General features: G+C 50.3%; 15 protein-coding genes. 2 read left to right on the plus strand and 13 right to left on the minus strand.

The window, feature by feature from the left end; genetic code table 11:
* The first annotated feature begins 112 nt into the window (after positions 1–112).
* Complete coding sequence (ftsY, locus tag ACTHSP_RS10020) at positions 113–1,633, plus strand: signal recognition particle-docking protein FtsY (RefSeq protein ID WP_314511205.1); 1,521 nt, start codon at positions 113–115, stop codon at positions 1,631–1,633.
* 157 nt (positions 1,634–1,790) lie between these two features.
* Here ftsY and ACTHSP_RS10025 read toward each other — a convergent pair whose 3' ends face one another.
* The 5 genes from ACTHSP_RS10025 to ACTHSP_RS10045 all read right to left on the minus strand — a co-directional run bounded on the left by ACTHSP_RS10025 (position 1,791) and on the right by ACTHSP_RS10045 (position 6,636).
* Complete coding sequence (locus ACTHSP_RS10025) at positions 1,791–2,687, minus strand: polyprenyl synthetase family protein (RefSeq protein WP_308905202.1); 897 nt, start codon at positions 2,685–2,687, stop codon at positions 1,791–1,793.
* Entirely contained in the window at positions 2,671–2,898 is a 228-nt protein-coding gene (locus ACTHSP_RS10030; RefSeq protein WP_003681131.1) for an exodeoxyribonuclease VII small subunit, read from the minus strand. The genes ACTHSP_RS10025 and ACTHSP_RS10030 overlap by 17 nt, the downstream gene beginning before the upstream one ends.
* A 135-nt stretch (positions 2,899–3,033) precedes the next feature.
* A complete protein-coding gene (locus ACTHSP_RS10035; protein ID WP_314511210.1) occupies positions 3,034–4,890 on the minus strand; it encodes a ribonuclease catalytic domain-containing protein in 1,857 nt (618 codons plus the stop codon).
* Between the two features lie 108 nt (positions 4,891–4,998).
* Positions 4,999–5,919, minus strand: a complete 921-nt coding sequence (locus tag ACTHSP_RS10040; RefSeq protein WP_107723908.1) for a patatin-like phospholipase family protein — start codon at positions 5,917–5,919, stop codon at positions 4,999–5,001.
* A 99-nt stretch (positions 5,920–6,018) separates the two neighbouring features.
* Entirely contained in the window at positions 6,019–6,636 is a 618-nt protein-coding gene (locus ACTHSP_RS10045; protein WP_314511213.1) for a tellurite resistance TerB family protein, read from the minus strand.
* Between the two features lie 152 nt (positions 6,637–6,788).
* On the opposite strand from ACTHSP_RS10045, the gene rsgA reads away from it, so the two are divergent.
* Positions 6,789–7,655 (plus strand): ribosome small subunit-dependent GTPase A, encoded by an 867-nt coding sequence (gene rsgA, locus ACTHSP_RS10050; protein WP_314511215.1) that lies wholly within the window; start codon positions 6,789–6,791, stop codon positions 7,653–7,655.
* Positions 7,656–7,763: 108 nt separating this feature from the next.
* Here the strand turns inward: rsgA and ACTHSP_RS10055 are convergent, their stop codons facing one another.
* From ACTHSP_RS10055 to ftsX, 8 genes are all read right to left on the minus strand, one after another.
* On the minus strand, positions 7,764–7,958 hold the full coding sequence (locus ACTHSP_RS10055; RefSeq protein WP_263339574.1) for a virulence regulator: 195 nt from the start codon (positions 7,956–7,958) through the stop codon (positions 7,764–7,766).
* Between the two features lie 28 nt (positions 7,959–7,986).
* Entirely contained in the window at positions 7,987–10,095 is a 2,109-nt protein-coding gene (gene metG, locus ACTHSP_RS10060; protein WP_440346045.1) for a methionine--tRNA ligase, read from the minus strand.
* Between the two features lie 105 nt (positions 10,096–10,200).
* A complete protein-coding gene (locus ACTHSP_RS10065) occupies positions 10,201–11,259 on the minus strand; it encodes a hypothetical protein (RefSeq protein ID WP_314511223.1) in 1,059 nt (352 codons plus the stop codon).
* A gap of 12 nt (positions 11,260–11,271) precedes the next feature.
* Entirely contained in the window at positions 11,272–11,838 is a 567-nt protein-coding gene (locus ACTHSP_RS10070) for a hypothetical protein (protein WP_314511225.1), read from the minus strand.
* Between the two features lie 113 nt (positions 11,839–11,951).
* Complete coding sequence (locus tag ACTHSP_RS10075) at positions 11,952–12,377, minus strand: hypothetical protein (RefSeq protein ID WP_440346043.1); 426 nt, start codon at positions 12,375–12,377, stop codon at positions 11,952–11,954.
* A gap of 659 nt (positions 12,378–13,036) precedes the next feature.
* Positions 13,037–14,740 (minus strand): type IV secretory system conjugative DNA transfer family protein, encoded by a 1,704-nt coding sequence (locus tag ACTHSP_RS10080; RefSeq protein WP_314511226.1) that lies wholly within the window; start codon positions 14,738–14,740, stop codon positions 13,037–13,039.
* Between the two features lie 115 nt (positions 14,741–14,855).
* The gene (murA, locus tag ACTHSP_RS10085) at positions 14,856–16,109 is read right to left on the minus strand and encodes a UDP-N-acetylglucosamine 1-carboxyvinyltransferase (protein WP_036492379.1); all 1,254 of its coding nucleotides are present in this window, start codon (positions 16,107–16,109) and stop codon (positions 14,856–14,858) included.
* A 196-nt stretch (positions 16,110–16,305) separates the two neighbouring features.
* Positions 16,306–17,157: permease-like cell division protein FtsX (ftsX, locus tag ACTHSP_RS10090; protein WP_440346044.1), on the minus strand; the 852-nt coding region annotated here is incomplete at its 5' end.

The following is a 17,157-nucleotide window of genomic DNA, read 5'->3' on the forward strand; positions in this document are numbered from 1 at the left end:
TAGACGTTGGAAATGCCAAAACCTGACAACCTTGATTTTCAGACGACCTTGCCACGTAAAATACGCTACAATACTCCCTATTTCAAGTTTCTAAAATTAAAAGGAAAATTTAATGTTCAGCTTCTTCCGTCGCAAGAAAAAACAGGAAACTCCGGCTCCTGAGGAGGCTCAAGTTCAGGAAAGCGCAGCAAAAGTAGAATCTGAAGTTGCTCAAATAGTTGAAAATATTAAAGAAAGTGCCGAATCTTTAGCTGAAAGCGTCAAAGGGCATGTTGAATCAGTTGTCGAAACCGTCGGTGAAACTGTCGAGCAGGTTCGGGAAGCTTTGACCGAAACGCCGTCTGAAACAGTCGAAAAAGTAGAAGAACACGTTGAAGCGGCAAAAGAAGCGGCCGTTGAAACCGTCGGCGAGACTGTTGAACAGGTTCAAGAAACCGTTGCCAAGATGCCGTCTGAAGCGGCCGAGGTTGTTGAGGAAGCAGCAGAACAGGCTGAGGCGGTAAAAGAAGCAGCCGTTGAAACTGTCAGCGAGGCTGTTGAACAGGTTCAAGAAACCGTTGCCGAGATGCCGTCTGAAGTGGCCGAGGCTGCTGAGGAAGTAGCAGAACAGGCCGAAGCAGTCAAAGAAGAAGCTGTTGAGGCAGTTAGTGAGACTGTCGAGCAAGCTCAAGAAGCCGTTGCGGAAACACCGGCTGAAGCCCCTGCTCCGGTAGAAGAACACAAGCTCAGTTGGGCTGCGCGTTTGAAACAAGGCTTGACCAAATCACGCGACAAAATGGCAAAATCGTTGGCCGGCGTGTTCGGCGGCGGACAGATCGACGAGGATTTGTATGAAGAGCTGGAAACCGTGCTGATTACCAGCGATATGGGCATGGAAGCCACCGAATACTTGATGAAAGACGTGCGTGACCGTGTCAGCCTCAAAGGCCTCAAAGACGGCAACGAATTGCGCGGTGCGCTGAAAGATGCACTATATGACTTGATTAAGCCTCTGGAGAAACCTTTGGTCTTGCCGGAAACCAAGGAGCCGTTCGTGATTATGCTTGCCGGTATCAACGGCGCAGGTAAAACCACGTCTATCGGCAAACTGGCCAAATATTTCCAAGCGCAGGGCAAATCTGTGTTGCTGGCGGCAGGCGATACTTTCCGTGCCGCCGCGCGTGAGCAGCTTCAAGCTTGGGGCGAGCGCAACAATGTAACCGTGATTTCGCAAACCACAGGCGATTCCGCAGCCGTTTGCTTCGATGCTGTCCAAGCCGCCAAAGCACGTGGCATAGACATTGTGCTTGCCGATACAGCCGGACGCCTGCCGACGCAGCTTCATTTGATGGAAGAAATCAAAAAAGTGAAGCGCGTGTTGCAAAAAGCCATGCCTGATGCGCCACATGAAATCATCGTCGTGCTTGATGCCAATATCGGCCAAAACGCCGTCAACCAAGTGAAAGCCTTTGACGAAGCGCTGGGTCTGACCGGCCTGATCGTCACCAAGCTCGACGGTACGGCCAAAGGCGGTATCCTTGCCGCCCTTGCCTCTGACCGTCCAGTTCCCGTCCGCTATATCGGCGTAGGTGAAGGCATTGATGATTTGCGTCCGTTTAATGCCAAAGCGTTCGTGGATGCCCTATTGGATTAAATAGACAGACTGAGGCTTGTAAACACAGTTTGCGGGAGATTTTTGAGCTATATTTTGAAAGACTCCGTATTCGGGTGATACCAGCCAAACAGGCTGTTAAAAAGGCCGTCTGAAACCTAAAATCAGGTTTCAGACGGCCTTTATTGATTTGCAAGGTTTAGTTTTTCCTTGCGGTAACAAACTCGGCCAGTTGGCGTAGGCGCAGGGCTTTGTCGCCGAATGGCTCGATCAGGGCAACGGCTTCTGCAATCAGCGTTTCTGCGTAAGTGCGCGCGGCGTGCAGGCCCATCAGTTTGACGTAGGTCGGTTTGTCGTTGTCCGAGTCTTTGCCGGCGGTTTTGCCCAATGTGGCGGTATCGGCTTCGCAGTCCAATACATCGTCGATCACTTGGAAAGCCAGGCCCAATTTGGCGGCGTAGTGGTCTAAGGTTTGGATTTGCGCCGGTGTTAAGTCCGGGCAGGAAAGTGCGCCTAAGGCGACTGCCGCGCGGATGAGCGCGCCGGTTTTGAGGCTGTGCATCTGTTCCAATTCAGCCTGATTCATGGCTTTGCCGACATTGGCCAGGTCGATAGCTTGTCCGCCCGCCATGCCGAGGCTGCCAGATGCCTGGGCCAGCGTGGACAACATGGCAAGCTGGCGTTCGGCAGACAGGCCTGTCGGACGGCTCAATACATCAAAGGCTTGGGTTTGCAGCGCATCGCCGACCAAAAGGGCGGTTGCTTCATCGTATTGCACATGGCAGGTCGGTTTGCCGCGGCGCAGGCTGTCGTTGTCCATCGCCGGCATATCGTCATGAACCAACGAATAGACGTGCACCATTTCGATGGCCGCCATCGCCTGCTCGACGGCATTTTGGTTTGCTTCGCCCAATTCGGACGCGGCAAGCACCAAGAGCGGGCGCAGCCGTTTGCCGCCGCCGAGGGTAACGTAACGCATGGCTTCGTGCAGCGTGTGCGGCACTTGGCTTTCAGACGGCAAGAAATGCGCCAGCAGCAATTCGGTTTGCGCTTGGGCTTTTTGCTGCCATGTTTTGAGTTCATTCGCCGGGTTCAAGGTTCAACTCCTTCAGTTCGCCGGCATCCAAGACTTGCAGTTTCTGCTCGACTTCCGCCAATTTGGTTTGGCAGTATCTGACCAATTCGTTGCCTTCCTGATAGGCGGCCAGAGCGTCTTCCAGCGGCATTTCGCTGCTTTGCATGGCCTGGGTCAGGGTTTCGAGGCGGGATAAAGCTTCTTCAAAGGATTGGGGGGCGTTTTTTTTCATGGTTTGAAATGATGGGCAGAAAAGGGGAATTGTAGCATTTTTAGATGATGAAGGCCGTCTGAACTGGGATGAAAACGAAATCAAAGATTTCTGTTTCTTTGTTCAGACGGCCTTTTTTCAAACGGAATAACGTTATCAGCCCGGTAAAACGGCTTTTTGATAGTTGAGCGCGATAAACTGCTTCTCGGCATCCAATTCAGTGATTTTGAACAATGCCTGCGATTTAGGCAGCGCGTCAAATGGAATACCGGTCGCGCGCGTGACCAGCGGCAGGCCTTCAATGCGGACGAGGTCCTCTTTGAGGATGGTGGCCGTCAGCTCGCTCGTGCCTTGCTGTTGCAGGTACACGAGGCTCCAGTAGGCTTCCATTTGGCGTTGGAAGTCGGCGTAGGCTGTATAGGCGGCATCAAAGTCGCGCAGCGCGGCGAAAAGCTCGGCATCGCTGTTTTGATACAGCGGCTCGGCAGTATCGTCTATCAGGCTGATCAGCTGCTTTTGGTTGATGTAGTCGGCGGCGCGGCGCAGCGGCGAGGTAAACCAGCCGTAATGCTGCACGCCCATGCCGATGTGCGGCTCGGATTTGGTGCTCATGCGCACTTTGCCTGCCGGTTGGACGCGGAAAAGGCCGGGCAGCTCGTTTTCGTCCAGCATTTGCGCCCAAGTGCTGTTGGCAAGAATCATCATCTCGCTGACCAGCGTATCAATGGGCGAACCGCGTTCGCGGCGGACGACGGATACGTTGCCTTCCTCATCCAATTCGATGCTGTAATCGTATTGCGGCGCACGGTCGGGCTCGTATTTGCCGCGCGCTTTTTGCAGGGCGATGGCAAATTGATAGAACCAAATCAGGTCTTGATGGTGGGCGAACATCATTTCGCCGGCTTCGTCCAAGCCGGTTTCGGCGTTGAAATGCGGCTCGATGGTCTGAATGCGCAGGTTTTCGGCGATGTTGACCGCTTCGATTTTGCAGGTTGGCGCGCCGACGTTGAACTCGTTGTCCACATCGAAATAAATGCTGATGGAAGGGCGGTATGCGCCCGCATCAAGGCTGAACGCGGCAATCCAGTTTTCAGGCAGCATGGTGATTTTGCCGCCGGGGAAATAGACCGTGCTCAAGCGTTCCATGATGTTTTTTTCCATTTTGTCGCCTGGTTTAACGGCAAGCGACGGCGCGGCGATGTGGATGCCGACGCGTTTCATGCCATTGCCCAAGTCGGTCAGGCTCAAGGCATCGTCCACTTCGGTGGTCGATTCGTCGTCAATGGAAAAGGCGGTAACGTCGGCTTTGGGCAAGTCGGGCATCTCAGGAAGGGGAAGGTCGGGGAAGCCTGTTCCTTTGGGGAAGTATTTGATTTCAAACCCGTCTTGCAGGTATTGAGGGATGGATGTAATGCCGCCCGTTTTTTTCGCCAGTTCGTAGGCGGAGATTTTTAGCGCGTCGGCGGCTTTGGTAAAGGCTTTGTAAGTCAGCGACTGCTTGTCGGGCGCGTGTAAGATGGTTTTCAAATCTGCCGCGATTTCAGACGGCATCTCGCCGCGTTTCAAGGCTTCTGCCCAAGCGTCGATTTGCGCGTCTTGCTGTTTTTTGCGTTCGATGGCGGCAAGCGCTTGTTTTAAGGTTTCTTCGGGCGCAGCTTTGAACACGCCTTTGGCTTTTTTGTAGAAATACATCGGCGCGGCGTACAGCGCAATCAAAGTCGCCGCCAGCTCGGTTTTGGTCGGCGCATGGCCGTAATATTCTTCGGCGATGGCTTCGGCGGTAAATTCCTCTTCGCCGCATACTTCCCACAATAAATCGGTGTCGATGTCCGCCGCCTGTGCCTGTGCGTTTTCCAAAAATGCTGCCATATCGCCGTCAAACTCGGCAAAGACATTGTTTGCCTTCACTTTGGTGCGCTTGCCGTGTTGGGTATCGACTTGATAGGTGGCGTCGTTTTTTTGGACGATGGAGGCAACTTTGAATTGGCCGGACTCTTCGTAAAAGATATTCATTTTTTTAGGATTTTATGATTTGTAGGAAACGCGTGATTTTAGCAGATTTGCACAAGAAAGGCCGTCTGAAAAACATACTTTCAGACGGCCTGTTCAAACGGCGGATGATTAATACTGATATGCCGCCAGTTTGCGTTTGATTTCAGGCAGCGCGGCGCGTGCGGCCTGTTCGCCCAATTGGATGGCGCGTTGTTTTTGGTCAAAACCGCCAACCGAACCCAGCTCCAAAACCTGCGGTTTGATGACCACATTGGCTTGTCCCAATTCTTGGCGCAACGCAGTTTGACTCATTACGTTGAAGGTTTGGTCAAGATAGGAGAACATGCCTTGGCTGACATTTTTGGCCGGACGGGCGGAAATATCGACGGCAATGATGAAGTTTGCGCCCATTTTTTTCGCCGCGCTGACCGGTACGGGCTGAGACAGGCCGCCGTCTACATATTTACGGTTGCCGATGACGACAGGCTGGAATACGTTCGGAATCGACGCAGAAGCGCGGACGGCCTGTCCGGCATTGCCTACGTTGAACACCACCGGTTTGCCGCTTTCAAAATCGGTCGCAACGGCGGCAAATTTGATGGGGAACTGCTGCATCGGACGGTTGCCGACTTTACGGTTGATGTAGTTTTGCAGTTTTTCGCCTTTGATGAAGCCGCTGGTGGACAAGGTCAAATCCACCAAATCGGTTTTACCTAAAATTTCCGCTTCCAATTCGAGGCGGTCGGGCGACATTCCCGAAGCGTACATACTGCCGACAATCGAGCCTGCGGATGTGCCAGTAACGATTTTGACCGGAATATTGTTTTCTTTCAAAACCTTAATAATCCCGATATGGGCAAAGCCTTTGGACGCGCCGCCGCCCAAAGCCAGCGCAACCGTGGCTTTCGGTTTGGGTGCAGTATGCGAAACCGTATTTTGACCCTGCGTAGAAGGTTTGGATTGCGGCGCGTTGCCGCTCGGACAGGCAGCCAATACCAAGACGGACGAAGCGGCTAAAAACGTTTTGAATGTGGAAAAAAGTTTATTCATGTTCAGACAGCCTTTAATATGTCGAAAGGGTTATTCTACTCTCAAATTGAGTCGAAAGGCCGTCTGAAATTAGGTTTCAGACGGCCTTTTAAATCAAACTCAAGCCAATTCGAGCTGTTTTTCCAAACTCTCGACCAGTTGGTCGTCCAAATTCAAAGCTTGGGACAAACGGCTCAGGAACACGATTTCCTTGCGTGATAAGTCCGCGCAGACCAATCTGGCCGCCAGATAAGTTTCGGCTGCCAAAGCCTCGTCGCTGCCGACCGAAGCGGCAATTTGCTCGATAGAGGCCGGTTGCGCATATTCCGCCTGCAGCCATGCCGCCGTTTCCGCATCGCTGCCGCTTTCACGCTCAATGGCCGCGCGTTCCGCATCGTCAATCAGGCCGTCTGAGGCCGCCGCTGCAATCATCGTTTGCAAAATCACACGGCTGTGGTTTTCACCAATCAGACTGACAGGTTGGAACGCACTTTGCGGCAATTCGTCCTGCTGGCGGTTTTGTTTCCAGTTTTGATAGCCTTTATAAGCCAGAAAACCCAAAGCAGCGACCGAGCCGGCCTTTACCAGCTTCTTCGTGTTTTTCTTTTTCAACAGCATCGATGCCAAAGCACCCGTCAACGCGCCGCCGCCGAAAGAATTGAGCGGACTGTCCGCAACCGCTTTGCCGCCTTTTTGAGCCGCACCCAAAACCTGATTGAGCAACTGACTGAAATCCATAAAAAAAATCTCCTGAAAACAAATACATTGCAAATATAGGGCAGAAACACCAAAAAACCAAGCCAAAGAAAGTTAAAAGGTGCAAACAAGTTTTCAGACGGCCATAGCCGACTTTCGGTACAATCACACCATTCCAAACAATAAACCCCATCATGACCGATACCGCCCAAATCATTACCAGCTATGGCCGCCGCTATATCGTCCGCACCCCCGACGGCCAAACATATGACGCCACCACCCGCAAAAAACGCGTCGATTTCGCCTGCGGCGACCAAGTCCGCATCAGCCCCATCAACGGCGAACAAGTCGTGATTGAAGACTACCTCCCGCGCGAAAGCCTGCTCTACCGCCAAGACGCGTGGAAAACCAAACTGATTGCCGCCAACGTTACCCAACTGCTCATCGTAACCGCCGCCAGCCCCTCACCCAGCGAAGCCCTGTTGCAACGCGCCCTCCTCGCAGCCGAAGCGGCCGGTATCGACGCCGTTATCGTCCTCAACAAAGCCGACCTCCCCGAAACTACCCAATGGCGCGAGAAACTCAAATTCTACGAAACCCTCGGCTACCCTGTGGTCGAAACCAACGCATTGGAAAACGCCGACATCCTGCGTCCCATTTTAGAAGGGCAAACCAACATCCTGCTCGGACAAAGCGGCATGGGCAAGTCCACCTTGACCAACGCCCTACTCGGCAACCAAGCCGCCCGAACCGGCGACATTTCCACCGCGCTCGACTCCGGCAAACACACCACCACCCACGCCCAACTATACGATTTAAACGCAGAAACCCGACTCATCGATTCCCCCGGCCTGCAAGAATTCGGCCTGCACCATCTCCAAGCCGCCGATTTACTGCAATACTTCCCCGACCTGCGCCACCTCATCGGCCAGTGCCGTTTCCACAACTGCACCCACCGCGCCGAACCCGGCTGCGCCGTCAAAGCCGCTGCCGAATCAGGCGAAGCCAAACCCGAGCGTATCGAGTTTCTGCAACGCGTTACCGATGAATTGTTGAGGTAAAGTTTTAACAAAAATAAGTGTTTGGATAAATAAAAAGGCCGTCTGAGATTTTCAGACGGCCTTTTTTTAAAGAATAACCAAATTTACCTTTCAACCGGTATCGCTACCTTAGCGGGAAAGAGAAGGTGCTTTTCGTGGTGGATTGATCATGAGAAGCACGGCTTCTTCAATTTGTTTGTCCTCCCGATCATGGAGTTCTACCGGAAACTTCAGACGCAACACTGTAATAATAGCGCCAACCGATAAGCCTGCATCATGAAGCAACTCAATTTCTTTAAGTACTGGTGCGGAAAGGTTTAACATGGTTTCTCCTTAAGATTTGATATAAGCCTTAGCCCACTTTATCCCCGGGCTGTGCGCCTGCGTCGACATCGAGGAGCTTCAGTTTGCCCTCTGCCGTGGCGGCGGAGAGGATCATGCCTTCGGATACGCCGAATTTTGCCATTTTGCGCGGGGCGAAGTTGGCGACGGCGATGACCATGCGGCCGTTCAATTCGGCAGGATTTGGGTAAGACGCGGCTATGCCGGAGAAGATGATGCGTTTTTCAAAACCGAAATCGAGGTCGAATTTCAAAAGTTTGGTGCTGCCTTCGACGGCTTCGCAGTTCAATACTTTGGCGACGCGCATGTCGATTTTCATAAAGTCGTCGAAGCTGGCCTGTTCGGCGACTTTTTCATATTTGCTCTCTTCGGCGGCAGGCGCGGCTGCGGCGGCGATGCTTTGTTTGTTGGCTTCGATCAAATTGTCCACTTGTTTTTGCTCCACTCGTTGCATGAGGTGTTCGTATTTGTTGATGGCGTGTTCGCCCAAGGTTTCGCGTGTATTTGCCCAGGTGATGGCTTCCAAATTCAGGAATTTGGCGGCGTTTTCGGCCACTTTCGGCAATACGGGGGCGAGGTAGGCGGTCAACATGGTAAAGGCGTTGATGAGCTCGCTGCATACTTCGTGCAGGCGTTCGTCTTGGCCTTCTTGTTTGGCGAGTTCCCAAGGTTTGTTGGCATCAACGTATTCGTTGACAATGTCCGCCAAGGCCATGATGTCGCGCAGGGCTTTGGCGTATTCGCGGCTTTCGTAGCATTCGGCAATGGCTTCGCTTTGCGCAGTCAGTTTTGCCAGCAATTCGTTGTCGGCAACGTCTTTCAGACGGCCTTCAAAGCGTTTGGCGATGAAACCTGAGGCGCGGGCGGCGATGTTGACGTATTTGCCGACGAGGTCGCTGTTGACACGCGAAATAAAGTCTTGCAGGTTCAAATCGATGTCTTCGATTTTGCTGTTGAGTTTGGCGGCGATGTAATAGCGCATCCACTCAGGGTTCAGGCCTTGTTCCAAATAGGATTTGGCGGTGATAAACGTGCCGCGCGATTTGGACATTTTTTGTCCGTCTACGGTCAAAAAGCCGTGTGCGTAGACGCCGGTCGGGGCGCGGTGGCCGGAGAAATGCAGCATGGCGGGCCAGAACAGGGCGTGGAAATAGAGAATATCTTTGCCGATAAAGTGGTACATCTCGGTTTGGCTGTCGGCTTTGAAGTATTCGTCGAAATCGATGCCGATGCGGTCGCACAGGTTTTTAAACGACGCCATGTAGCCGACGGGCGCGTCCAGCCAGACGTAGAAGTATTTGCCCGGCGCGTCGGGGATTTCAAAACCGAAATACGGCGCGTCGCGGGAAATGTCCCAGTCGGACAGGGTGGTTTCTTCGCCTTCGCCCAGCCATTCTTTCATTTTGTTGAGGGCTTCGGCTTGCAGATGGGGCTTGCCGTCGTGCGGGTTGTTGCCGGAAGTCCATGCTTTGAGGAAGTCGGCGCATTCGCCCAGTTTGAAGAAGAAGTGTTCGGATTCGCGCAATTCGGGTTTGGCACCGGAAACGGCGGAATACGGGTTGATCAGCTCGGTTGGGGAATAGGTCGTGCCGCAGACTTCGCAGTTGTCGCCGTATTGGTCTTGGGCGTGGCATTTCGGGCATTCGCCTTTGACGAAGCGGTCGGGCAGGAACATTTGTTTTTCGGGGTCGAAAAGCTGCTCGATGACGCGGCTTTCGATTTTGCCGTTGGCTTTCAGCGCTCGGTAAATGTCTTGGGAAAACTGTTTGTTTTCAGGGGAATGGGTGCTGTAATAATTGTCGTAGCCGATGTTGAAACCGGTAAAGTCGGCGAGGTGCTCTTCGCGTACTTTGGCAATCATGTCTTCGGGCGCGATGCCTTGTTTTTGCGCGGCAAGCATCACGGGCGTGCCGTGGGTGTCATCGGCGCAGCAGTAGTAGCATTCGTGGCCGCGTAGTTTTTGGAAGCGTACCCAAACATCGGTTTGGATGTGTTCGACCATATGGCCGAGGTGGATGCTGCCGTTGGCATACGGCAGCGCAGAAGTGACAAGGATTTTGCGTGTCATGGTTTGTGCTTTTAAAAACAATGAATAAAGATGTTGGGAATTATACCGCAAAACAATACGCAAAGGCCGTCTGAAACCCGATTGCCGGTGTTTCAGACGGCCTTTTGAGACTTAGCAGAAAGATTAAGACCTTTTGATTCGGTTCAGCATCTTCGCTTACGAAATCATCATGCCACGCGATTGGGATTGCGCCAACTGCCTTTGTTGCGTTTCATATTCAAACTGCTGCGCCGTTTGCTGAATTTGATTCAGGCTTTCTGCTGTCGGGGTAACGGCTGCCTTATCCATATTGACCACCGCCTCATTTAGGTCGGGAGATTCGTGGGCGATACTGATTTCCCTGGTGCGTTCGTTAACATCAATAAGCGACACACCGCGCAGCCCTTGTGCGTAACCTGCCGCCGCCATCGACATGCCAATCCTGTCCAAATCTTCTTCACGGTAAGGGATGTTTTCATGTCGACAAAAATCAACGAAACATTCTTTGCCCTGATGGTAGATGTTTTGCGCGTATTGGGGCATGTCTTCGATCTTAAGAGAATGAAGCTGGGAATATTGGTTGTTCTGTTGTCCATTTTCTTGCACCATCATATTTTCCAAATACCAAAATGGGGCTATTCTATCCCAAAATTTATCTACGCTTTCATTATGTCCTAGTGTGTAATCTTTACCTCGAAAGCTAACAGTTACTGATGCATCTTTAGATTTATGTTTCACAATTTGGTCGAGAAATGGTTTAATTTGTCTGTCAGGGCGATCCCATTCTAAAGCTGTTCCATCAAAATCTTTATCTGCCAAACCAATGAAGCCCAATCCTTTGCCGGAAAAGTCAATACAGGAATTATCGTCTGCACTATATCTTTTGCTGAAACCTGGGATTTTTCCTCCTGCCGCTAAATTAGGATACGGGACCAGTTTGTCAAACTGCGCCTTATCAATATCGACGGTAATAGAACTGATTGTTTTGCCATTCCCATTTTTATAATACTCCCAGTCATGTTCGCCGAGATTATCTCCACCTTTGGCAAATATACTCTCACCTGTTGACCAGCCGGCGCAAAAGGACGGTTTGGCATCCAACGCTTCGCCAGGTTTTCGTGCTTCCAGCCAGACATGCCCCCAAGTGGATGTTTCCCATTTACCTTTGTCTTGATTAAAATGTGGTACTCCTGAAGGAGCAAATTTTACAGTAAGCCTGTAAGTTCCGGCAGTCATATATTTCCTTTCTTAATAAAATAGTGCAATATAAGGTGAGATTTCAAGATAGGTGGCAACAATACCGGATGCTTGCAAATGCATCTTGATTTCAGGCGGGCTTTCGTCTTTAAAATCGCAGCGGTATTTGCCGTAGGGGGCATCGAAACCGCCTCTGATATTGCTTCTTCCTACTGCGTCAGGGGTGTGTGGATGGATAAGTTCCCAACCATTACCGCCATCAAACCAGTGGAATTCATCTGTTTTATCCGAACGCCTATCTTCGTAAATTAATATTTCCTGCCCATTTTTCAGGTAATAACAGTTAATAGAAATATTATAGGGTATCTTCATTCTTTCTTCCTGGTTTATAGCAGCCTCATTCCGGTATTCAGTCTTTAAGCTAATAACATAACGCTTCTTCGCCCACGAATCCACCGTATAGCTGACTGTTTTACCTTCACCCATAGGGAAGGGAACGACCTCGGCAGGGAAAAGTGCTTGGGACAAGTAAACCTTCACCAAATCACACTGGGTCAACGACAAAACTACCGCTAGACTTCCAGCCCAAAGAATGGTCTTTTTAGGTATCAACCTCATAATATTTATTCCTTAATTTTAACGCGGTTTGGTAAATATTCCGTATTGGTAACACCTGATTTTAACCATTCTCAAGTGCAATAAACATAATTTATCCTTGATAAAAAATTCGATCATAATATTTGCTTTCCTAATACACAGAGAAAAATTATTAAAATTGTACCGAATAAATTGGTTGCAATCGCTGCAAAAAATGCACTCCATGCTGATTTTGTAAAAGATCTTGGCTTCTTAATTGAAGGATAAATTGAACTTATAAAACAAAACAGTCCCCAAATATAATAGAAAATCCATGCAATGCCTGCTTTGGTATCTATAGAAGTCAAAATATCATATGCCATCCAACAATACAAAACCAATGAAAGAAATATTGCGCCGATTACTGCCCCGCTGCGTAAACGCATATATAAGCAATAACTCGCTGCAATAGAAACCCAAAAACCAAGTAAATTTTCAATAAGACTCCGATCTATCGAAAAGTATCCATAGTATCTTATGTTGATATAGATTAAATAAGCCAAAGGCAATAACAGACTCAAAACAACGCTTACAATAGCAATCTTCTTTTCTAAAGCTATTGGTTACTTCATACGTTCTCCAATAAAGGACGGTTTTTTTGACATAAGTTACCTCATTTAATCCAAATTAATAATCCATTCCATCACATACACAATGTACGTTTTTGGAATTTACAAAAGTTACTCGTATCGAACAATATTGTCCTTCAGTTTGAACTTTACATTGTGCCTGTCAAGTTTTCCATCCACAGATAGATTAAATTGAATAGATATATTTTGACTCGAGGAAGAAATCTTAATTTCAGGACTTTCCACCTGCATACTATTCCAGTCCTTTTTATCCAATCTATATCCTATTGCGTTAAAAACCTCTCTATTATTAACTGTTAACTTCTCCAGAATAACATTTTTTGCAGATGTATCATGCCATATTTTTAAACTGTGCGGAGATTCATGTAACATATAGCTTCTAATCAGGAATATTATCAATAGCGCTATAATATAATACCAGCAAACCCATACAAAGTTATTTTAAAAAATTCTGGTATAAATGTTTTCATTTACTAATTCCCAAGAAAAATATCGATTCAATCATTGCTTTCTATTTTATATCAGAATAATAGCAATTCGTCTGAAAACCAATCCTAACCCGTTTTCAGACGACCTTACTTTACTTATTGCTACCCACCTTTCAACGAGGCTACCTTCACCGCCCCCTTCAGCCGTTTGGTAAACATTCCATCCTGATAGTAGCGAATCTTGTTTACCTTCGCCGGATGTGCCATACCTTCGTAAATGATGATTTCACTGTCCTGACTCATTCCTTTCAATTCCTGCGGCAGCATCAGCGCGCGGCGCTCTTCGCTTTCCGAAACGCTGCGTTCGCGTCCGCGGCTGACGTTTTTGCGTTTTACTGTGGTATAGCCCAACATTTCGGAGTATTCGTTCGCATCCTGCTGCTCCCTCGGGGTATAGATAATTTGTAGAGCGTGGTTGGTGATGATTGTGCGGGCGTATTCTTTGCCGTAAACGGCGTCCAGTTGGGCGACGGATTGGATAATCGGAAACAGACGGATGTTGTAGCCCGCCATGTAGCTGACGGAATGGGCGATGATTTCCACCCTGCCTATGCTGGTAAATTCGTCCATCAGCAACAGGCACTGGTGCTGCAAATCAGGATTATCCTGCGGTAACTCTTTGGTGTTTTGGTTGATCAGTTGGGAGAAGAACAGGTTGACGATGATCCTCGATTCGGCAAGTTTATTGGGCAGGATGCCGATATAGACGGTCATTTTCTTTTTACGCACGTCGGTCAGTAAGAAATCGTCGGCGGAAGTTGCGGCGTCAATGATGGGGTTGATCCACGGGTTTAGGGGTTCTTTAAACGTACCCATGATGGAACCGAAGGTTTCCTTCTCTTGGGAGATTAAACCGGAAAAGGCGGTCTTGGCGGCTGGGCTGAGGAAGGGTTTTTGAGATAGGGAGGTAAAGTATTCTTTGAGTTCGGTACCGTTGCCTGATGAAAGGCGGTAGATTTTTCCTAAGGTGCAGGGAGGTTCTTTAACGGTTGCCTGCCAGTTCAAACGCTTCGCATATTTTGTATTTTTGTATACCGATGAATCAAAACAATAAAGCGAAAACGCCAAAAACGCATTCCTTGCCTGCGCCACCCAGAACTTGTCCCGGCTGTCTCCGTCCGGATACAACATCGCCGCTATCGACATCAAATCCGATACCCGCTGGTCGGGGTCGGAAGAAACATAGGTAAACGGGTTCCAACGGTGCGTCCTGCCGTCCTCGGCAAAGGGATTGAACAGATAGACTTCCTGACCCAATACCTCCTTGCGGTAGCCGCTGGTCAGGTTGAAGTTCTCCTGTTTGATGTCCAGCACCACGACCGAACTTTTGTAACTCAACAGGTTCGGTATCACGATACCGACACCTTTACCCGAGCGGGTCGGCGCCGCCAGCAATGCAAACTGCTGACCGCTGTAATGCAACAGCTTGCCGTTGTATTTGCCGACGACTAACGATGTATCGGATTGCTTGAAAAAGCCTGCCTTTACCAGGTCCGACATTCCTGAAAACCTTGCCTCGCCGTGCAGGCTGGGGGAAGCTGTCCTCCATATGGGAACGAGGCTGAACAGGTAGGCCAGCAGCGGCAGACCGAAGCCGGCTATACCTGATGTCTTAATTTGTAAAGAATACGCTGCAACCTGAGGAAGATGCAGCGTATTGAAATATTTGAACCATGTCGTCAGTACCAGCGGGGTTTTATCCAGTCCCAGCCATTGCAGTAAGATAAAGCTGGAAAGGTAGCTGCCGGCAACCAAGGAAAGCAGCAATAAAATTGCCGTAATGATGAATTTGTTGCGTAGGGTCATTTTTATATGCCTCTTAACTTTAGATGATTAAATCGGTTTTAGAAATCAATAAGCAATCTTTAGCAGTAAAGGTCGTCTGAAAAAGCTTTCAGACGACCTTTTTTACACAAGGCTCTTAACCGCGTACACGTTCGATTTTTGCGCCTACGCCGCCGAGTTTTTTCTCGATGTATTCATAGCCGCGGTCGAGGTGGTAGATGCGTTCGACGATGGTTTCGCCTTCTGCGACCAAGCCGGCCATGACGAGGCTGGCGGAGGCGCGCAGGTCGGTTGCCATCACGACGGCGCCGGAGAGTTTCTCTACGCCTTTGATGTAGGCGGTGTTGCCTTCGGTGGTGATGTCTGCGCCCATGCGGTTGAGTTCGGGAACGTGCATGAAGCGGTTTTCAAAAATGGTTTCCACTACGCGGCTGCTGCCTTCGGCAATGGCGTTCATGGCCATAAACTGCGCCTGCATGTCGGTTGGGAAGCCTGGGTGGACGACGGTACGGATGTCCACGGCTTTGGGGCGTTGCTGCATGTCGATGGAGATCCAGTTGTCGCCGGCTTCGATGATGGCGCCTGCTTCGGTCAATTTGTTTAACACGACTTCCATGGTTTTGGGGGCGGCATTGCGCAGGACGACTTTGCCGCCGGTCATGGCGACGGCGCAGAGGAAGGTACCGGCTTCGATACGGTCGGGAACGACGCTGTGTTCGCAGCCGTGCAGCTCTTTTACGCCTTCGATGGTCATGGTTGCTGTACCGATGCCGCTGATTTTTGCGCCCATTTTGACGAGGCATTCGGCCAAATCGACGACTTCGGGCTCGATGGCGCAGTTTTCGAGGATGGTGGTGCCTTCGGCAAGCGTGGCCGCCATCAGCAGGTTTTCGGTACCGCCTACGGTCACGACGTCCATGGTGACGCGCGTGCCTTTCAGACGGCCTTTGGCTTTGACGTAACCGTGTTCGATGGTGATTTCCGCACCCATGGTTTCGAGGCCTTTGAGGTGTTGGTCAACCGGGCGCGAACCGATGGCGCAGCCGCCGGGCAGGCTGACTTGGGCTTCGCCGAAGCGGGCGAGGGTCGGGCCCAAAACCAAGATGGATGCGCGCATGGTTTTTACCAGCTCGTAAGGTGCGCAGGTGTTGTTGACAGTGCCACCGTTGATTTCAAATTCGGAGATGTTGTCGGTCAAAACGCGTGCGCCCATACCTTGCAGCAGTTTTTGGGTGGTTTTGACGTCGGCGAGCATGGGTACGTTTTTCAAGCGTAAAGTGCCGGAAGTCAGCAGACCGGCACACATCAGCGGCAGGGCGGCGTTTTTTGCGCCGGATACGATGATTTCGCCGTTGAGGGGGCCGTTGGCAGAGATTTTGAGTTTGTCCACAGGATGTCTTTCGTTATTTGTCTGCACGGTTTATGCCGCACAAATGAAATGAGATGGATAATAGACCATCAATTATAAGGGATTATGCCCTTGCTGTTAGATTTGGCAGTATTAAATTTTCACAAGGTTTGTTTAAGTTGCGAAAGGATAAGATTTCAGGCCGTCTGAATGGTTCAGACGGCCTGTTTGCCAAGGCTTATTTTTTGGCTTTGAAGCCTAAAAGATGTTGCGTGGTGGCCAGCCATGCGCCGAATACGCCCAGCGCGATGACGAAGCCGAATACCAGCGACACTTCGCTAAATGTGAAGAAACGCCAGCCGATGTTCAGCCCGTAGGGCTTGAAAATCGCGTCCACCAGCGGCCGTACTTCGGCCAGCAGCCAGGCCGACAAGCCCAAGCTAACGGCGGCGGAGAAAATACTCTGCCACATTGCCTGATAAAGGAAAGGACGGCGGATGAAGGAAGCAGGCGCACCCAACAGCTTGGTGATTTCCAACTCTTCCTTGCGGCTGAGGATTTGCAGGCGGATGGTGTTGTGTGCGACCAAGACAAAGGCCATGCCCAAAGTCAGCGAGAGGAACCACAAAATCTTGCGGATAAATTCGTTAATACGATAAAGGGTTTGTACCCATTCGGTATCCATGGTTGCCGATTCGACGCGCGGCAGTTTGGTAATGTCTTTATAGATGGCCTGCATTTGATCCGGAGAAGTGGCAGGGTCGGGTGTAACGATAAAGACATCGGGCAACGGGTTGCCATCGAGCATGGAAACGAGGTTTTGGTCGAGATTGGTCTGCAATTCTTCCAAACCTTCCTGCTTGCTGATAAAGCGGACTTTATCGATACGGCTGTCGCGTTGGAGCAGGTTTTTCACCGTATCGGCATCAGAACCTGCCGCATCGGTGTCCATATAAACCGTAATCTGCGGCGACTCGTTGAGTTTGCCCAACACGCTTTGTCCGCTTTGGATGCCCAAATACATAAACAGCGGCAAGGTCATGGCAACGGCAAGCATGAGCAGGGTCAGCAGCGTGCCGATGGGTTGGCG

It is taken from the genome of Neisseria sp. P0001.S005, from assembly GCF_051963715.1.